The following is a 19,097-nucleotide window of genomic DNA, read 5'->3' as shown; positions in this document are numbered from 1 at the left end:
TATAACTCCTTGCGTAATCCCCTTAATAAATGTAAACTTTTTATTGTTATTAGTTAACATACTTTGTGAGTAAAGGGGATTTAAAAAATGGATATAGCACACAAAATTATTAACGGCTACGCATTAACAAAAGAAGAAGCTTTTGATTTGTACACAGATGAAACGATTGATACTTTCACGTTATTAGATGAAGCATACGCTGTACGTAAACATTATTATGGAAAGAAAGTAAAATTAAATATGATTTTGAATGCGAAAAGCGGGATTTGTCCAGAGGATTGTGGGTACTGTGGTCAATCTAGAGATATGAAGCGCAAAGATCGTTACGCTTTAATTCCAGAAAATGATATTATCGCAGGTGCAGATGCTGCGGCTGATAATCAAATCGGTACATACTGTATTGTGATGAGCGGAAGAGGACCAAGCGATAAAGAAGTCGATCATATTACGGAGTCAGTTCGTCAAATTAAAGAAAACCATCCTCAATTAAAAATTTGTGCATGTTTAGGTTTAGCTAATGAAGACCAAGCTTCTCGTTTAAAAGAAGCAGGTGTAGATCGATATAACCATAACTTGAATACAAGTGAAAATTATCATGACACTGTCGTAACAACACATACATATGAAGACCGTGTCAAAACAGTAGAAATCATGAAAGAAAATAACATTTCACCATGTTCAGGTGTCATTTGCGGTATGGGTGAAACTGCACATGATAGAATCGATATGGCATTTGCATTAAAAGAATTAGATGCAGATAGTATTCCAATTAACTTCTTACATCCTATTCAAGGTACTAAATTTGGTGATATGGATGAATTAACACCAATGAAATGTTTGCGCATTATTGCCATTTTCCGTTTAGTTAACCCAACAAAAGAAATTCGTATCGCAGGCGGACGTGAAGTCAATTTACAATCACTTCAACCATTTGCATTATTAGCTGCAAATTCAATCTTTGTCGGAGATTATTTAATCACAGGCGGCCAACCTAATACAATGGATTATCGTATGATACAAGATTTAGGATTTGAAATTGATTGCAGCAATTTACCTGAAGATACTGCAGAAAAAATCACTGAGACTTTAGAAGCCTAAAACTTCAAAAACCGCTTAGCACCTATATCGGCTAAGCGGTTTTTCTTATGCTACTCTTTCAGCAACAAAAATTGTTCTTTTTTCCCATACATTTGTTTGAGGATTATAATCATCACAAGTAATCAAAGTCAGTTGATCTTTTTTATTTTTATGTTCATCTAAAACACTGACCTCATCTGGATTCACATCTTTAATAGAAGTCATTTTATACTTACGCGTTTCATCTCCAACTTTAAATGTGACTTTAGCACCCTTTTTCACTTTATGAAGGTTTGTAAATTGATAATCGCCAGATGTATTTGTATGACCCGCTATTGATATGTTTTGCTGGTCTAATGATTCATCGTCTTCTGCTAAACTTACTCCGCGATTAAGTTGTTCTGGTGTTGCAGCTCCCGGGTAAACCGGTTCTTTAATATGCACACTAGGAATGTCTATGTACCCTACTAACTGTGATTTGTCTTTTGGAACTTGCGGCGCTTTTTTATGTTTTTCTTTATTATCTGCTTGCTTTTTATCATATTGTTCTATTTTCTCTTCATTTTGTTTACCTGTAATAAAATGATCTATTTGAGGTTTAAATACGAAATAGATACCTACTAAGATAAGTAAAACTCCTATAATCGTAAATAAACGAGATCGCCATTTCTTCATACTACGCCTCCTAATTTAATTCATGGTGTTAGTTGCTAAAATTATATCACGCTTTCCCTATTACATATAGCCTTTATCACATTCTGGTAATCTGAATAAAAATATTATATAATAATTTTTAAGACCTACTTTATTCCAAGGAGAAAGATAATGTGGAAATTAATTAAAGGACTATTGGTAGCATTAGCACTTGTGGGTGTTTATAAGCTGTGGCAAGATGACCGATTGTTCAGTGTCATTCCGCAAATGTATCATCAACTTGTTGATGGACAATTCGCAGATCAAGTAAATCAATGGACAAACGAATATCCATTTTTACAAAAGCTTGAAAGCTTTACAGAACATCTTCCTTCTTTATATGACTTAAGACATATCGAAATTTCAAATTTCATTCAACATAATGAGGCAAAGCAGTAATTCAATCAAACTCTTTCAGACAAAGATTGAATTACTGCTTTGCTTTTTTATTTATCATGTTTTAATTTTAAAGATTCTTTATAAGCTGCTTCTGCAGTTTGAAAATGTTTACTACGTGGTAACACATGGTTTTCCACTGCATTTTCATACGCAGCTAACTTTGCGCCTTCTTTTTTCTTCGGATCATTAAATACAGCTTTTAATTGTGCTTCAGTAGTAATACCTTTCATTTTCAACTTTTGTGCAGCAACCGCACTGGCATCACGACGTATTTCTGATTTAATCATAAAATAACCAGAACCCATAATAAGCATTATAAGCATGACACCGATTAATAAATTCTTCATGCCAATATACACCTCAATTTAATAAATTCAACTGTATTATACGCTCATATTGTCAATGTCATAGTGATTTGTGATATTGTTCACGAAATTTCCTCATTTTTGTTTTTCCGCTTAAATTTAAAAAAGTGTAAAATAGACACTTTGCATATAATTTATGTACCAAGTATAATAAATATATCTAATAAACAGAGATGAAAGAAGGATATATAATGTCACAAGTTATTTATATTACTGCACACCCACTTGACGAAATGGTTTCTAATTCAATGGCAGTCGGCAAAGCATTTATAGAAAGTTATCAAGAATCTCACCCGGATGACGAAGTGATTCATATTGATTTATTCAAAGATGAAGTACCTGAAATTGATGCCGATGTATTCTCTGGATGGGGCAAGTTGCAAAATGGTGAAACTTTAACTGAAGTTGAACAACATAAAGTAAGTCGTTTAACAGAAATCGTTGATCAATTTGTAGCTGCTGATAAATATGTTATTGCTACACCAATGTGGAACTTATCATTCCCGCCTGCAGTGAAACGTTATTTCGATGCTGTTTCAGTTGCTGGTAAATCATTCAAATACACTTCTGAAGGACCACAAGGTTTGCTTACTGATAAAACTGCATTGCATATTCAATCACGCGGCGGTTTTTATAGCGAAGGTCCTACGGCTGAAATGGAAATGGGAGACCGTTATATCCGTACTATCCTCAATTTCTTGGGTGTTCCTAAATATAAATTAATCGCAGTTGAAGGTCATAATAAAGTACCTGAAAAAGCTGAAGAAATTAAATTAAATGCGATTCAACAAGCTGAATCTTTTGCTAAAGAATTTTAATGATTAACCGAAAAAAGTCCGAAGTGCTGTTAATAGCACATCGGACTTTTTTATTGCTCAAATTGTTCAAAATAAATTTCATCTAAATGATTTAAATCTAAATGTTCTATTTGCAGTGTTGTATGATGGAGACCATACTTGCTTTTTAACAAATGCTCAAGTTGATTGATGATTTGGTAAGCATCTTGACTGCTCTTGCTATCTAAAACAACATGCGCAGATAAAGAATATTGGTCAGAAGTTACACTCCAAAGATGGAATTCATGAACATCGATTACTTGGTCAGCTTGTTTCATATCAGCAATAATTTGATCGACATCAAGCTCTTCAGGTACAGAAGCCATTAGAATCAGCCAAGCATTTTTTAAAATTTTATAACCGCCATTCAATAAAATTGCTGAAATCACAATACTTAATATCGGGTCAATCAGTTGGATTCCTGTAAGTTTAATCAAAACAACTGCTACGATAACTCCGACTGAGTTTAATAAGTCTCCGAAAAAATGCCATAATGCACTTTGAATATTGATATTGTCTTCTGATTTCAATGAATTATAAAGCAGCCATGTTAATACAATATTGACAATTAAACCAATAACCGCAACAACAAGCATAATACCGTCTTCAATTGGTTTCGGGTAAATTATACGCATAATTGCTTCATAAAAAATCCACAATGAAATAACAACTAAAGCAAGTCCATTTAAAAATGCGGCGATGACTTCTAAACGAAGATAACCGTATGTAAAGCGATTGGTAGGAGCTTTACTAGCAAAATAAATGGCTAACATCGATAATCCTAGTGCTAAGACATCACTCAACATATGGAATGAGTCAGACAGTAATGCTAAAGAATTCGAAACTAGACCGCCGACGAATTCTACAATGGTAAATATCAATGTAATAATTAAAGATGCCCACAATGTCCGCTTCGAACTCTGCTGAACTTTACGGTGTTCAACATGATGAAAATAATAATTCCGTGAATAATTTCTTACCATCTTTCTCTCTCCCTTTCGCATCTCTCCATAAAACTGAAGGGTGTACGCGCCTCTTCCAATGCACGTAGACACTTTTTAAACACACTTAATCGTGATTAACACCCCACAGGGCAGTTTCACATGTTTTAATAATTCGCTTCAACACCGCAATTCGTGCTGATTTCTTGTGATCAGCCGGTACGATATACCAAGGCGCATGAGACGTATTTGTTTTTTGTATCATATCAGCACTCGCTTCTAAATATAAATCCCATTTATCGCGGTTACGCCAATCCTCATCTGTAATCTTCCATTGCTTATCTGGATTATCTTCTCTAGCTTTAAAACGTTCAAGTTGAATATCTTTATCCAAGCTTAAGAAGAATTTTATAATAATGGCACCTTCATCTGTCCACATTTTTTCGAAATCATTGATTTCACCATATGCACGCTGCCATTCATCTATTGTTGCAAAACCTTCAACACGTTCAACTAAAACTCGGCCATACCAACTGCGGTCAAACATTTCAATATGACCCGTTCTCGGCATATCACGCGCAAACCGCCATAAATATTGATGCGCTAACTCCACATCTGTAGGTGCACTGATTGCATTTACTTCATAACCCGTCGGATCTAATTTTTCACGAATACGTTTGATGTTACCGCCTTTACCCGCAGCATCCATACCTTCAAAGACAAGAATTAACGGGATTTTTCTTTCATATAATGCAAATTGAATTTCTAACATACGCTGCTGTAATTTTTCAATTTGGTCATTATATTCACTTTTTTTCACTTTAGTTAAATGGTTCTCAAATAAATCTGTTTGGTAATTCTTAGAAAATAAACCATCACGCTTATCTGTACGTTCATGATGTGCTTTAATCGCTTTATTTAAGCGTTTAATAATATGTTCATACATATGAATTGTTGCTTGTTCACGTTCTGTGTAGTCAATGACTTTCCAATCTTTCTGCTTCGGATCATTTAATATTTTATGCATTTCTTCTAAATAGATGTCATCAGGTATTACATTTTCATACTCTTGCGCTTTCCAACGTGTTAGTGGATTTTCTTTCGTTTGACGAATATGATCTTGGCGTTTCTTTTCATCAATTTCAATATAGAATTTAATGATTTCATAATGATCATTTTCAAGCATACTTTCAAAACCATCAATTTGATCACGCAAGACATGATAATCCTTATACTGCAAGTGTTTAATACCATTGACTTTGTAATCGATATAATGTGCATACCAGCTGCGGAAGTAAATATTGATACCGCCTTTTGCAGGTAATGTATTCCAATACTTTTGCAAGAACTGATAACGCAGGTTCTCTTGTGTTGGTGACGCTGTAGCAATAAAGCTAGAATACTTTGCATCTAACGTTAATAAGAGTTCATTAGACAATCGTGTCTTGCCAGCAGCAGGCACGCCTTCGAATACTATCATAACTGGAATCCCTAATTTATGTGTTTCTCTTGTTAATCGTGATGCTTCTAACTCTAAGTCTTTTATCTTAGTTGACATATTCTCACCCCATTTTTTAACTTATATCTAAATTAACACTTTTTTATGAAAAAATGCGTGAATGAGTAAAATTCTACTTTAGATATATTTTCAAGACTAATTCATCCCACAAAAAAACTTCCGTCGCAACGGAAGTTTTACCTTAATGAGCCTATAATTATTTTTGTTTTGCATCTGCTAATATTTTATCCATTGAAGTTTCAACACTACTTTCATACATTGAACCAAACTTCACTAAATGTACCAGCAACAAATACAATTTATAGAATTCAATACGACGTTCTGCCCCATCTGCTAATGGATATGCTTTATCATATGCTTCATAAAATTCTGGAGAAAAACCTCCGAAGACACGTGTTGCACCTAAATCAAATTCACGGTCTCCATATAACGGCATTGGGTCAAACAACGCAGGGTCTCCATTTTTTAAGAACATATAGTTGCCGCCCCATAAATCACCATGCAAGAGCGATGGTTTACTTTTATGATTATCCAATGCTTCAACAATTACTTCACGCACATCGTCGAATTTATTCAATTGGTCTACATCCCATAAATTCTTTTCTACGATTTTTTCACGTAAGTGATCTAAACGGCGATGCACAAAGATTTCTTTCCAAGAATCTGTCCAACTATTATCAAAAGCAATGTCTGGCCCATTATCCGAATAATCAAAGCCGAATTTTTTATCTGGATTATGAAAATCATGCAATTTGGCCACTAACTTGCCGAGTGCTTCCTGACTGCCCGTTGTGCCTTCATCAAGCCAAGTTAGAATCATATAAGCATCGCCTGAAATTTCTCCTTTAGATACAACACGCGGTGCAGTGACATCTGCATATTCGAAATCATTCAAGCCTTCTGCTTCGGCTGAATAAAAATCATACGAGCTGTTAGGTTGTACTAATAGGAAATATTGATCATCTTCTGTATCTATACGATACGCATCATTTACATCCCCGCCTGAAATCGGAACAATATCTTTAATACCGGAGATAGGTAGATTTTGTTGCCATAATTTATCCATGTCTTTGTCCCCCGTTCATTATTTTCTTTACTCTATTCATATACCACTTTCAAAGCATCTCTAACTTACAAGCAAGAAAGTCTTCAGAAGAGATACAACACAAAGCATCTTCTATTTTCAAGATTTTCCTTTTCAAATAAACAGCTATTCAAAAAATTTAAGTAATTTAAGAATCGTTCTATGCTATACTTATGGCAAATAACTGGAGGTCTTAACTAATTCATTATGAAAAAATTATTACATCGTTGGTTTATTCAAGGTTTAAGTTATATGACATTAGGGCTCTTCGGCTCTTTAATTATCGGTTTAATTATGCAGACAATCGGTAAACAAACACTGATTCCTGCTTTAAATTTACATTTCTTAGCTGAAATCGGCACTGTCGCCATGGGTTTGACAGGTGCTGCTATCGGTGGTGCAATCGCCTATGGATTAGGTGCACAACCATTAGTTGTATTTTCTTGTATTATCGTCGGTTCGCTTGGATATGATAAGTTCGGCGGCGGTGCAGTCGGTGCATTCGTTGCAACTTTAATCGCAACAGAACTCAGTCGTTTCTATGCAGCAAAGACAAAAATAGATATTATTATTTCTCCTTTGCTGACTTTAATAATCGGTGGTGCGGTTGCGAAATTTATCGGACCATTCTTAAATGATTTTATGGTGTCATTAGGTAAAATGATTATGTTAGCAACAGATCAACGTCCATTGATTATGGGGATTTTAGTTGCTGTTATTTTCGGTTTAGCTTTAACTGCACCCATTTCAAGTGCAGCCTTAGCATTAATGCTTGATTTATCCGGCCTAGCTGCCGGCGCAGCAACAATCGGCTGTTGTGCACAAATGGTCGGTTTTGCGGTGACAAGTTATAAAGATAATGGTGTCGGCGGTTTGATTTCTGTAGGTATCGGTACAAGTATGCTGCAAGTACCTAATATTTTAATGAATCCTGCTATCTTAATTCCGCCTACTGTTGCCAGTGCAATTATTGCACCGATTATGACCACATTATTCCCGATGACTAATAATGCAGCAGGTGCTGGAATGGGAACAAGCGGTTTTATCGGACAAATTATGACGATTAATACAATGGGAGCATCAGCTAAAACTTGGATACTCATCGCAGTCTTCCAAATTATCTTGCCGGCAGTAGTCAGCTATCTGCTTTATCGAGTATGTAAAAATGCAGGTTGGATAAAAGACGGCGATCAAAAAATCAATATCGGCAATAAAAAAGTTGCTGATTAAATGACACATGAAACAGGCCATGTTGGTCTGTTTCTTTAAATATAAAAACACCTGAGCTTTCCTAACCCAGGTGTTTTTAACTTTCAAGTATCTCTCCTACTTGATATTTTATTTTTCAACATTCATTTCTGATAAGAAGCTGCGGCCATATTCTGGTAATGGCACATCAAAATTATCAGCAATTGTTGCGCCGATTGAACTGAATGTTGTATCACCGCTCAATTCATGCGCTTTATTTTTAAGTTTAGGACTATACAGCAAGACTGGAATATACTCACGCGTATGGTCAGTTCCAGGTGCAATCGGATCGTTACCGTGATCAGCAGTAATAATCACTAAGTCGTCTTCTTGCAAGTTGTCAATCAACTCAGGTAAACGTTCATCAAAGTCTTTGATAGCTTGTGCATAACCTTCTTTATCGCGACGGTGACCATATAAAGCATCAAAGTCGACTAAGTTCAAGAAGCTGATACCTGTGAAGTCATGTTTAACGACATCAATTAATTTATCCATACCATCCATATTATTTTTCGTACGAATGGCTTCAGTCACGCCTTCACCATCATAAATATCATTAATTTTACCGATAGCGATAACATCATAATCATTGTCTTTTAATTCATTCATCACTGTGCGGCCGAATGGTTTTAAAGCATAGTCATGACGATTAGATGTACGAGTGAAATTACCAGGCTCTCCGACATATGGGCGTGCAATAATACGACCGATCAAGTATTTAGGATCTTTTGTCAGTTCACGGACTTTTTCACAGATATCATATAATTCTTCTAATGGAATCACATCTTCGTGAGCAGCAATTTGTAAAACAGGGTCTGCTGATGTATAGACAATCAAATCACCTGTTTTCATTTGATGTTCGCCCCACTCATCGATGATTTGTGTACCTGAAGCAGGACGGTTTGCAACAACTTTGCGTCCTGTCATATCTTCAATTTCTTTAACCAACTCATCAGGGAAACCATCAGGATAAACTTTGAACGGCTGCATAATATTCAAGCCCATAATTTCCCAGTGCCCTGTCATTGTATCTTTACCTACAGAAGCTTCACTCAATTTAGTATAGAAAGCCTCAGGTTGTTCTACTTCATCTACTACAGGTAATGGCGCAATATTTCCTAGGCCAAGTCGTTCTAAGTTTGGAAGTTCTTGTTCAAAACCTTCCAAAGTATGTTTTAAAGTATGGCTGCCTTCATCATTAAATGCTGCAGCATCCGGTCCCTCACCGATACCTACTGAATCCATTACAATTAAATGTATACGTTTAAAGGGAGTTGCCATAATCATTCTCTCCTATCTCTTTCTAATTTAAAAATTATTTATTCTGTAATCACAGTGTGAATCAAAGTCGGTGCTTCGCCTGATGCTGAAATCGTGATGTTGTCATAAATTTTTGCTTTAACATCTTCGATATCTTCAGTATTGCTGTAAATCGTCATCAAGCTTTCGCCTTCTTCAATTTTATCTCCGACTTTCTTATGCAATACTAAACCGACACTCAAATCAATATCATCTTCTTTAGTTTGACGCCCTGCACCAAGCATCATTGAAGCGATACCCATTTCATTAGCTACAATTTCAGTCACAACACCGCTTTCTTTAGCAGGCAATTCAACTTGATATTGTGCTTGCGGTAATAATTCAGGATGATCCACTACTTCTGGATTACCCCCTTGATTGCTTAAGAATGTGCGGAATTTATCTAAAGCTGCACCGCTGTCAATCGCTTCTTGCAATAAATTGCGCGCTTCATCTAAGCTTTCTGCTTTTCCGCCAAGTACAACCATTTGGGAACCTAATGTCATTACAAGTTCTGTTAAATCTTCAGGGCCCTCTCCGCGCAATGTATCCATCGCTTCTTTTAATTCCAATGCATTCCCGATAGCATATCCTAATGGCTGGCTCATATCTGAAATGATTGCCATTGTTTGACGGCCGACATTATTGCCGATTTTAACCATCGCATGCGCTAATGCTTCAGCATCTGCTAATGTTTTCATAAATGCTCCGTTGCCTGTTTTTACATCTAAAACAATCGCATCTGCACCTGCTGCGATTTTCTTACTCATAATAGAAGATGCAATTAATGGAATAGAATTTACTGTACCTGTAACATCACGCAAAGCATATAATTTTTTATCAGCTGGCGTTAAGTTACCTGATTGTCCAATAACTGCTAATTTATCCTCATTAACTAAGCGGATAAAGTCATCTTCAGAAATTTCCACATGGAAGCCATCTACTGATTCTAATTTATCAATCGTACCGCCGGTATGTCCTAAACCGCGGCCGCTCATCTTCGCAACCGGTACGCCGACTGCTGCCACTAATGGCGCTAATACTAAAGTGGTTGTATCACCGACACCGCCTGTTGAATGTTTATCTACTTTAGTCCCTTCAATCGCAGATAAATCAATTTCATCACCCGAATGTACCATAGCCATTGTTAACTCAGCACGTTCATCATTATTCATGTCTTGGAAATAAATTGCCATTGCCATACTCGACATTTGATAGTCTGGAATATTCCCGTTTGTATATTCTGCTATCATCCATTTGATTTCTTCTGCTGATAGTGATTCACCATCACGTTTTTTATCAATCAAATCCACCATTCTCATGCCAATCACTCCTTAATGTATTCTCTATAGACTGTCCAATGTGACTGTAGTTCACTATTATTTTACCATGCGAACACTAGTTTACCGCAACCTTTAACACTTCTTATATGTCAAAAATTAAAACGTTTTACATGTTGTAGTTAAAGTATTTTGTTTTCCGAACATTTCTTGTAATGCACGCAAAATTAGAGGATTAATTTATAAATGTTGTGGGAATGTAAGTATATAATTATAGAAATGAATATTAGGAAGTGTTGCAATGGAAGCTGTTAGAATTCATAAATATGGAAAAAAGATTCAACCTCGTTTAGAAGAAGTATCAATTCCAGAAATTGATGAGAATGAAGTATTAGTTAAAATACATGCAGCTAGTGTTAATCCTATTGATTTCAAAGCTGCACAAGGCGGAATTATGCGCCTCTTTTTTAATGAAAAAACACCCTATACTATGGGCCATGATTTTGCGGGTGAAGTTGTTAAAATCGGCAAATGTGTAACAGCGTTTCGTGTAGGTGATGCAGTATATGGTATGAAACTCGGAGCATTTTCAGAATATATCGCAGTAACCGAAAATCAAATGGCAACGATGCCGAAGCACTTGAGCTATGAAGAAGCTGCCGCATTACCTATGGTTGGGTTAACCTCTTATCAAGCACTGCATGACTATATGCATTTAAGCCAAGGTCAAAAAGTATTGATTCAAGCAGGATCAGGCGGAGTAGGGTCATTCGCGATTCAATTGGCTAAGGTATACGGAGCCTATGTTGCTACCACTACCAGCAATAAAAATCGTGAGTTCGTTGAGAAATTAGGAGCTGATAAAGTGATTGACTATCATCAAACGCACTTTGATGAGGTCCTGCATGATTATGATGGCGTCTTTGATACTCTAGGCGGAGAAGAATTAATGAAAGCCTTTAAAATAGTAAAACCGCATGGTACTGTCGTTTCAATCAACGGTATCCCAGACCAGCGTACTGCTTCAGAACTCGGTGTTCCTTTATGGAAAAAATATTTGATGACATTTGCGGCTCGTAAAATTAATAAAGCAGCAGAAGAACATCGTGTTTACTATCGTTTTATTTTCACACGTGATAGTCGCCAAGAATTAAACAAAATTCGCAAAATGGTCGAAGCAAATAAAATCCATCCTGAAATTGACAAAATATTTGATTTAGCCGATACAAAAGAAGCTTTAGATTATATACACAAAGGGCATGCACGAGGCAAAGTGGTTATTAAAGTCACTGAACCTGAGTTTTAAAAACCATAAAAAAACACCGTATATTCCTATCCACAGCGCTTCACCCCAACTTGCGCGGTGCTTATAGGTACATGCGGTGTTTTTTATTAAATTTCAATTATTGAATACGGATTTCTTCTTCATCTTCTGAATCTTTACCGTCTCCAATAGTAATATGTGTGCGTAACACTAAAGCGTTAGTTGTTTTATCTAAATCGAAATTAGCTAAACGGAACTCGAATGGTTTTTCCACTGATTGTGCTTTTTCAACCACTTGTTCACTTTTAATCTCATACATTTGCAATACTTTATCAGATTCGCCGAAATCTGTATTTTCGCTAGAACCTTCTTTAGGTTCAAGCAATGTTAATCTGATTCTAGAAACTTCCTCATCTTCATTGCCGCCTTTTAAGATGACTTTCCCAGAAACTGTTTCGTCTGCTTTAAAATCTGCTTTTTCTAAGCGTGTATCTACTGTTAGCTCCCCAACTTTTATAGATGTCAAAATTTTATCTAACATAATATGCCCTCCTTAAATTCTCAATCGCTCGAATGTATCATGAATCAAATATAATTTTAAATCCATTTTAATACCACAAATAGTTTAATGAAAATTTCACATAAATGTCAAATATAGTTGGTTATGGTTTTGTTGCATGTGCTAAAAAGAGTGATGCATCTTGGTTCATAAATAATTTTTCGCCTTGATAAAACGTGTGTATCGAAGGCTTATTAAATCCTGCTTTTTCCATCTTTTCTTTCACTGTTTCATGTGTAAAACCTGAATGAATTAACGGATGGCTGACTTTGTCATTTTGATTGAAATCCGCAATTAAGATTTGTCCTCCTGGTTGGAGCAATTTAAATAACTGATTGAGCAATGCTTGTGTATCTGAAACATGCAGCATCACAAGCGACATAATAATAGTATCTACTTGGATATCCGGTAATGAATCTTCCACCACATTGAGCTGCATCGTTTCAGCATTTTTCAAATCCAAAGATGTTATTTTTTGCTGTACAATTTTTAACATTTCATTTTCTGCATCTGCCAAAATAAGTTGATCAACATCATCAGCAAATTGTAATCCTACTAACCCTGTTCCACATCCGTAATCCAATAAACGATGTGCAGGCGTCATAAATGCACGTATCTCTTCTGCAATTTTTTCAGTAAGTTGAATTTGTGCGTCGCTGTCATATTGATGTGCGATACGATGAAATATCCGTTCTTCCATTGTTCCACCAACCTCTCTTTTTGTTAATTCAATCTTAACAAAACAGACGCCTGAATGTAGATTCAAGCGTCTGCTGGGAAATGGATGATTTTATTGAATGGTAAGTGGTGTTGCACCTTGGAAGTTGACGAGCTCATATGCGCGTGCCACATCATCTTCACTTGGTTCTTGCACGCCTTCTAAAGGATATGTTTGACCGAGTGCTTCATACTTGTGCACTCCTAATTGATGATATGGCAAGATTTCAAAACGTTCGACATTATCTAAAGTTGAGATAAATTGTCCGAGCCGGATCAAATCCGCTTCATCATCTGTATAACCTGGCACTAAGACATGTCGAATCCAAACTGGCTGCTTGCGTTCTGATAACATTTGCGCAAAGCGTAGAATATGATTGTTAGGTTTCCCTGTAAGTGCTAAGTGTTTTTCGTTATCTATATGTTTGATATCAAGCAGCATTAAATCAGTATATTGAAGCAGATTATCTAAGTGTTTTAGAAATGTCGGTGTTTCATTAACACAACCTGCAGAAGTGTCAATACAAGTATGAATATCTTCAGCTTTCAACTGTTTGAAAAGCTGCTCTAAAAAAGGCATTTGCAGCAGCGGTTCTCCACCGCTAACAGTAACACCTCCGCCAGAAGCACTGAAATAAGGACGGTACGGCACAATCTCTTCAACAAGTTCTTCTGCAGTCGCTTTTCTTGGCGCATCAGTCAAACTCCAAGTATCTGGATTATGACAATAAAGGCATCTTAATAAACAACCTTGTGTAAATATAATATAGCGTAAACCTGGACCATCAACTGTCCCTAAACTTTCTACAGAGTGAATTCGTCCTTCCATTGTTCGGTACCTCCTATAAGACATACTTCGTCATTTTCATGTCTTTCTCTTTACTGAATAAAGCTTACATTCTTTCGTGGAATGTTCTAGAGATAACATCTAATTGTTGTTCACGAGTCAATTTAATAAAGTTAACTGCATAACCTGATACACGAATTGTTAATTGCGGATATTCTTCTGGATGTTCCATTGCATCAATTAATGTCTCACGGTTAAAGACGTTGATATTTAAATGATGACCTTGCTGCATTGCATAACCATCTAACACAGATACTAAGTTATGATTTTGTTCCATATCCGTTTTACCAAGTGATTTCGGTACAATACTGAACGTGTTAGAAATACCGTCTTTGCAATATTCATAAGGAATTTTTGCTACAGATGATAATGAAGCTAACGCACCATGTTCATCACGGCCATGCATTGGGTTTGCACCAGGCGCAAATGGCTCGCCAGCTTTACGTCCATCTGGTGTATTACCTGTTTTCTTACCATAAACTACATTAGACGTAATAGTTAATACGCTCATTGTATGTTCAGAATCGCGATATGTTTTATGTTTGCGCAATTTTTTCATGAATGATTTTACTAACTCAATCGCAATGTCATCTACACGTGAATCATTATTGCCGTATTTAGGGAAGTCGCCTGTTGTATCAAAATCAACAACTAATCCTTCTTCATTACGGATTGTTTTCACTTGCCCATATTTAATCGCAGATAAAGAATCCGCAGCTACAGATAAACCAGCGATACCTGTTGCCATTGTGCGGTGCACATCTGTATCATGCAATGCCATTTCAATACGTTCATAGCTGTATTTATCATGCATATAGTGAATGATATTCAATGAGTTGATATAAACGCCAGCCAACCATTCCATCATTTGATCAAATTTTGCATAAACTTCATCATAATCAAGAATTTCAGAATCAATCGGTACGAATTCAGGACCTACTTGCATGCCGGATTTTTCATCTTTACCGCCATTAATCGCATATAATAATGTTTTTGCTAAGTTTGCACGTGCACCGAAGAATTGCATTTGTTTACCAATGCGCATTGCTGATACACAACAAGCAATACCATAATCATCGCCATAACTTTCACGCATTAAATCGTCATTTTCATATTGGATAGAGCTTGATTTAATACTCATTTCAGCACAATATGCTTTAAAGTTTTCTGGTAAACGCTGTGACCATAATACAGTTAAGTTTGGTTCAGGAGCAGGTCCTAAGTTATCTAAAGTGTGTAAGAAGCGGAAAGAGTTCTTAGTAACCATTGCACGACCATCTAAACCTACACCTCCGATAGATTCAGTTACCCAAGTCGGGTCTCCTGAGAACAACTCATTATAATCAGGTGTACGTGCGAATTTAACCAAACGTAATTTCATAATGAAGTGATCCACAATTTCTTGTACTTCACGTTCTGTTAAGATACCTTCTTGCAAATCACGTTCTGCATAAATATCTAAGAATGTAGACGTACGTCCTAAACTCATCGCTGCACCATTTTGTTCTTTAATTGCAGCAAGGTAAGCTAGATACAACCATTGAACCGCTTCTTTAAAGTTTTCAGCTGGACGGCTGAGATCAAATCCATAACGTTCACCTAAAACTTTTAATTCTTTTAACGCACGGTATTGTTCAGAAAGTTCCTCACGCAAACGAATTGTACCTTCATCCATCACAGTCGACATATTGTTATAGTCGTTCAATTTTTCTTCCATTAAGAAATCAATACCGTATAATGCAACACGACGGTAATCTCCGATAATACGTCCACGTCCATATGCATCCGGCAATCCTGTGATAATACCCGCTTTACGGCATGCCAGCATTTCTTTTGAATAGGCATCGAACACACCTTGGTTATGTGTTTTACGTAAATCAGTGAAAATACGTTCTGTTTCCTTATCTAATTCATAACCATATGCTTCACAAGCAGCTTTTGCCATACGAATACCGCCGAAAGGCTGCATAGAACGTTTAAATGGTTTTTCTGTTTGAACACCTACAATTTGTTCTAATTCTTCATTCAAATAACCTGCATCATGCGATAGGATTGTGGAAGCAACTTTTGTATCCATATCCCACATACCGCCGCGTTCACGTTCTTCACGTGTTAACTCCATCACTTGGTCCCATAAATCACTTGTAGCTCGTGTAGGTGATTCAAGGAACGATGAATCTCCGTTATACAACGTATAATTCAACTGAATAAAGTTTCTGACATCCACTTCTGAAGACCATTTACCTTTTTTAAAGCTTGCCCATGGTGATTTTCTTTCTTTGATCGTTTCAACCATAATAATCCCTCCGTTGGATTTAATGTGATGTTTTTATAAAGCATGTTACCGTTTTCACAATGAGTATACTTAATCTTGTGAAAAAAATCACTTAATTTCCGAAGGATTTTATATAGTTGTGTCTACCTTGTGAAACTGTATTATATATTTGTACTATATGATACATAGTGTATTAGAACAGTTATTATTCTATTACATAAAAAATAAGTTAGATGACAGTATAGACATCTAACTTCTAAAATTTGTTAATTGATAATGATAGCTATTTTATTATTTATAACCTTGTTCTTTTAAATATTCTTTCAACACAACTGCTTGGTTATGTTCTTCATCTTTAGCAGAATATAATAAGATAACATCTTTACGTGCATCATCAATAATACCTTCTAATACTTTCAACTCGTCATGCTGTTCTTTATTATTTTTCAACTCATCAATATATTTCTTTTTAAAATCATCGAACTTGTCTGGATCATGACCAAACCATTTACGTAATTCTGTACTTGGACCGATATTTTTCATCCATTCATCTAAATTCGCATTTTCTTTTGAAATACCACGAGGCCACACACGATCAACAAGCACGCGTACACCATCATTTTTTGCTTTATCTTCATAAATTCGTTCTACTTTAATAACCATAGCTCTTCCTCACTTTCTTTTTTTAAAGTTTAATGCTCTTTAATATTCAAATACCCTTGCTTTATCGGCACAAACAAAACTACTTCAATGTTCAATATACGCCTCTCGCTAAGTGTTGAGCAGCATCACTGTGGTAGAACAGAAAATTTCAATTGTTACAGCCAATTAAACAGGTTCACAATAATGTCACAGGTGCAAAAAATTTTAGTTCATATTTAGTGATTTTCCTCACATTCTTTGTTAGAGTTATATGTGAAATAGATAACAAAGTTGTTGTAAGCGGATTTGCTGTTCAAGAGAGCGTAGAGATATGAACAGATGATAGATATGCGCTTTTAGCAACGCTATCTATTCAGTTATTACATCCAGCGAAGATTAGAGATTCAATGAGTTTTCTAATCTAAACGCTAATCAGTGAACGAGTTCATCTTAGATTCTGCACCTTAGAAATCATCAAGAAACAGAAATACTGTGGTAGGAATTTCTGTTTCGCAGTACTTCATCTAACACTACGTTACCCCGCGTATTGATGAGTCTGCAGCAAGTATATTTCAGGAGGTGACTTTCGTTTTCCAGGTGATATTGACGATAGGTTAATCCCCCGTTAATACATCGTTATCTGACAATTTTATAAACAAGCAATGAATCAAATGTGAGTTTCCCCAAGCTCCAAGCATTCAGCCTTATATTATACATTCATTCATTGAAACCGGCTCCCCAACCGATTTCAACCAACTCCCAATAATCCCTAGAATGTAAATATTATCGGCAATAAAGTCTTGTGATAAATTGTTAATATCTGCTGATATCGAAACATTTGTATATGTTAAATTATTAATGCTTAATTCAAATGAAGACAGTTCGAATGATAGAGGATTCGACATCGGATTCACTGAATTAAGACATGATTACCCCTTATAATTGTAGGCAAAGCAAGTAATCAAAACATTAAAAACAATCTTATTAAATGTAGCTCCTATTAAATATACAAAAAGAATCGAAGTAATGAATACCTCCCCTTTAGGTTTCATTACTGTAACTCCTTAAAAATTGATATTGTTAAAATGTGAGAGAAGGTTCCCCCAAACCTTCTCTCTTTTTTGTTATTTATTGGTTTAATTTTTTATTGATCATATCTACTAAAGCTTTGTTTTTAAAATAATTCACTATCCATATAATGGCATATACAAAGATAAAAATACCTGTAAAGAATAAGATGTCAGCTAAAGTTAACGGGAACCATCCTGCCAAAATTGCTAGGGGCAGAAATCCTATATAGCAAATGACAATATGCAGCACTGTCTTTTTTAATAAACTCCAATCCGAAGCGTCGTAAATCATACTACCTAAACCAAATAGCACACCAATTATTCCCCATATAACAGCAGCAATCAACATAATCAGAGGTTCAGACAAATGTGCTTCGTAAATGCGTCCCATCAATGAGACAGGTGATACTGGCGAGTATTGCCCTTGTCCAAAAATGCTGGAAAATATAACCGATATTACTGTGCCAATAACAACACCTGTACAAAAATCATTCATGAGCGGCTTCATTATTCTTTTCATAATTTTAACCTCGCCTTCAATTTTTTTAAATAACGTCTTGAGGAATACGTCGCTTCACCATGTTTTAACGTAATATGAATCATCCCATTCGCACCTACGCTCAAATATTTAATATTACGGATATTCAATATTTCTGATTTTGAAATTCTGATGAAATAATGCGGGAGTATTTCTTCTAATTCATATAAAGGATTTGAAATAATTAAGCATTGCGTATAAGTCCATGCATATACTTTCTTATTTTCTGCTTTAATCTGTAATACTTCTTCAATCGGCACTTGAAAAATGCGTTGATATTGGTTTTTACCAGTTAAAGTTGTGAGTGTCTCATCTTGTTTAACACATGCGATAATTTCTTTAATTTTTTGCGTAGCATCCTGTGCATAAATTTCTACACGTTCATCTTCTTCATCTTGATTGAAATAACATTTTACTTTCATGAGCCATCCTCCTTCCTTAACT

Annotated in this window: 19 protein-coding genes; 5 read left to right on the top strand and 14 right to left on the bottom strand. The window is 35.7% G+C overall.

Annotated features, from left to right (window positions below; genetic code table 11):
- The first annotated feature begins 87 nt into the window (after nucleotides 1–87).
- Nucleotides 88–1,098, top strand: a complete 1,011-nt coding sequence (gene bioB, locus A4G25_RS10115; protein ID WP_047132471.1) for a biotin synthase BioB — start codon at nucleotides 88–90, stop codon at nucleotides 1,096–1,098.
- A gap of 45 nt (nucleotides 1,099–1,143) precedes the next feature.
- Here bioB and srtA read toward each other — a convergent pair whose 3' ends face one another.
- Nucleotides 1,144–1,752: a class A sortase SrtA gene (gene srtA, locus A4G25_RS10110; RefSeq protein WP_047132472.1), complete on the bottom strand. Its 609-nt coding sequence runs from the start codon at nucleotides 1,750–1,752 to the stop codon at nucleotides 1,144–1,146.
- 150 nt (nucleotides 1,753–1,902) lie between these two features.
- Here srtA and A4G25_RS10105 point away from each other — a divergent pair, with 150 nt between their 5' ends.
- Nucleotides 1,903–2,169, top strand: a complete 267-nt coding sequence (locus A4G25_RS10105; RefSeq protein ID WP_015901245.1) for a hypothetical protein — start codon at nucleotides 1,903–1,905, stop codon at nucleotides 2,167–2,169.
- A 47-nt stretch (nucleotides 2,170–2,216) separates the two neighbouring features.
- Here the strand turns inward: A4G25_RS10105 and A4G25_RS10100 are convergent, their stop codons facing one another.
- Nucleotides 2,217–2,516 (bottom strand): hypothetical protein, encoded by a 300-nt coding sequence (locus tag A4G25_RS10100; RefSeq protein ID WP_047132473.1) that lies wholly within the window; start codon nucleotides 2,514–2,516, stop codon nucleotides 2,217–2,219.
- Between the two features lie 209 nt (nucleotides 2,517–2,725).
- On the opposite strand from A4G25_RS10100, the gene A4G25_RS10095 reads away from it, so the two are divergent.
- Entirely contained in the window at nucleotides 2,726–3,352 is a 627-nt protein-coding gene (locus A4G25_RS10095; RefSeq protein WP_047132474.1) for an FMN-dependent NADH-azoreductase, read from the top strand.
- Nucleotides 3,353–3,402: 50 nt separating this feature from the next.
- On the opposite strand, the gene A4G25_RS10090 is transcribed toward A4G25_RS10095, so the two are convergent.
- The 3 genes from A4G25_RS10090 to A4G25_RS10080 form a co-directional block, all read right to left on the bottom strand.
- A complete protein-coding gene (locus tag A4G25_RS10090; RefSeq protein WP_047132475.1) occupies nucleotides 3,403–4,353 on the bottom strand; it encodes a cation diffusion facilitator family transporter in 951 nt (316 codons plus the stop codon).
- A gap of 85 nt (nucleotides 4,354–4,438) precedes the next feature.
- Nucleotides 4,439–5,869: a phosphate--AMP phosphotransferase gene (locus tag A4G25_RS10085; RefSeq protein ID WP_047132476.1), complete on the bottom strand. Its 1,431-nt coding sequence runs from the start codon at nucleotides 5,867–5,869 to the stop codon at nucleotides 4,439–4,441.
- Nucleotides 5,870–6,026: 157 nt separating this feature from the next.
- On the bottom strand, nucleotides 6,027–6,896 hold the full coding sequence (locus A4G25_RS10080) for a fructosamine kinase family protein (protein ID WP_047132477.1): 870 nt from the start codon (nucleotides 6,894–6,896) through the stop codon (nucleotides 6,027–6,029).
- Between the two features lie 225 nt (nucleotides 6,897–7,121).
- Between A4G25_RS10080 and A4G25_RS10075 the strand changes: the two genes are divergently transcribed.
- Complete coding sequence (locus A4G25_RS10075; RefSeq protein WP_047132478.1) at nucleotides 7,122–8,144, top strand: PTS sugar transporter subunit IIC; 1,023 nt, start codon at nucleotides 7,122–7,124, stop codon at nucleotides 8,142–8,144.
- A gap of 108 nt (nucleotides 8,145–8,252) precedes the next feature.
- Here the strand turns inward: A4G25_RS10075 and deoB are convergent, their stop codons facing one another.
- On the bottom strand, nucleotides 8,253–9,443 hold the full coding sequence (deoB, locus tag A4G25_RS10070) for a phosphopentomutase (protein ID WP_047132479.1): 1,191 nt from the start codon (nucleotides 9,441–9,443) through the stop codon (nucleotides 8,253–8,255).
- Nucleotides 9,444–9,481: 38 nt separating this feature from the next.
- Nucleotides 9,482–10,783: a pyrimidine-nucleoside phosphorylase gene (locus tag A4G25_RS10065; protein ID WP_047132480.1), complete on the bottom strand. Its 1,302-nt coding sequence runs from the start codon at nucleotides 10,781–10,783 to the stop codon at nucleotides 9,482–9,484.
- Nucleotides 10,784–11,042: 259 nt separating this feature from the next.
- Here A4G25_RS10065 and A4G25_RS10060 point away from each other — a divergent pair, with 259 nt between their 5' ends.
- On the top strand, nucleotides 11,043–12,047 hold the full coding sequence (locus A4G25_RS10060; protein WP_047132481.1) for an NADP-dependent oxidoreductase: 1,005 nt from the start codon (nucleotides 11,043–11,045) through the stop codon (nucleotides 12,045–12,047).
- A 97-nt stretch (nucleotides 12,048–12,144) separates the two neighbouring features.
- On the opposite strand, the gene A4G25_RS10055 is transcribed toward A4G25_RS10060, so the two are convergent.
- From A4G25_RS10055 to A4G25_RS10025, 7 genes are all read right to left on the bottom strand, one after another.
- On the bottom strand, nucleotides 12,145–12,546 hold the full coding sequence (locus A4G25_RS10055; protein WP_047132482.1) for a sporulation protein: 402 nt from the start codon (nucleotides 12,544–12,546) through the stop codon (nucleotides 12,145–12,147).
- Between the two features lie 121 nt (nucleotides 12,547–12,667).
- Nucleotides 12,668–13,264 (bottom strand): class I SAM-dependent methyltransferase, encoded by a 597-nt coding sequence (locus A4G25_RS10050; protein WP_047132483.1) that lies wholly within the window; start codon nucleotides 13,262–13,264, stop codon nucleotides 12,668–12,670.
- Between the two features lie 90 nt (nucleotides 13,265–13,354).
- On the bottom strand, nucleotides 13,355–14,110 hold the full coding sequence (gene pflA / locus A4G25_RS10045) for a pyruvate formate-lyase-activating protein (protein ID WP_047132484.1): 756 nt from the start codon (nucleotides 14,108–14,110) through the stop codon (nucleotides 13,355–13,357).
- Between the two features lie 64 nt (nucleotides 14,111–14,174).
- A complete protein-coding gene (pflB, locus tag A4G25_RS10040; protein WP_047132485.1) occupies nucleotides 14,175–16,424 on the bottom strand; it encodes a formate C-acetyltransferase in 2,250 nt (749 codons plus the stop codon).
- A gap of 270 nt (nucleotides 16,425–16,694) precedes the next feature.
- Nucleotides 16,695–17,066 (bottom strand): DUF488 domain-containing protein, encoded by a 372-nt coding sequence (locus A4G25_RS10035; RefSeq protein WP_047132486.1) that lies wholly within the window; start codon nucleotides 17,064–17,066, stop codon nucleotides 16,695–16,697.
- Between the two features lie 1,107 nt (nucleotides 17,067–18,173).
- Nucleotides 18,174–18,635, bottom strand: a complete 462-nt coding sequence (locus A4G25_RS10030) for a DUF3021 domain-containing protein (protein ID WP_232011947.1) — start codon at nucleotides 18,633–18,635, stop codon at nucleotides 18,174–18,176.
- Nucleotides 18,632–19,075: a LytTR family DNA-binding domain-containing protein gene (locus A4G25_RS10025; protein ID WP_047132487.1), complete on the bottom strand. Its 444-nt coding sequence runs from the start codon at nucleotides 19,073–19,075 to the stop codon at nucleotides 18,632–18,634. The genes A4G25_RS10030 and A4G25_RS10025 overlap by 4 nt, the downstream gene beginning before the upstream one ends.
- Nucleotides 19,076–19,097 lie beyond the last annotated feature (22 nt).

The organism is Staphylococcus condimenti (genome assembly GCF_001618885.1).
Taxonomy (GTDB): domain Bacteria; phylum Bacillota; class Bacilli; order Staphylococcales; family Staphylococcaceae; genus Staphylococcus; species Staphylococcus condimenti.
Note: the sequence above shows the minus strand (reverse complement) of the source record. Positions and strands in the feature narration are given on the sequence as shown.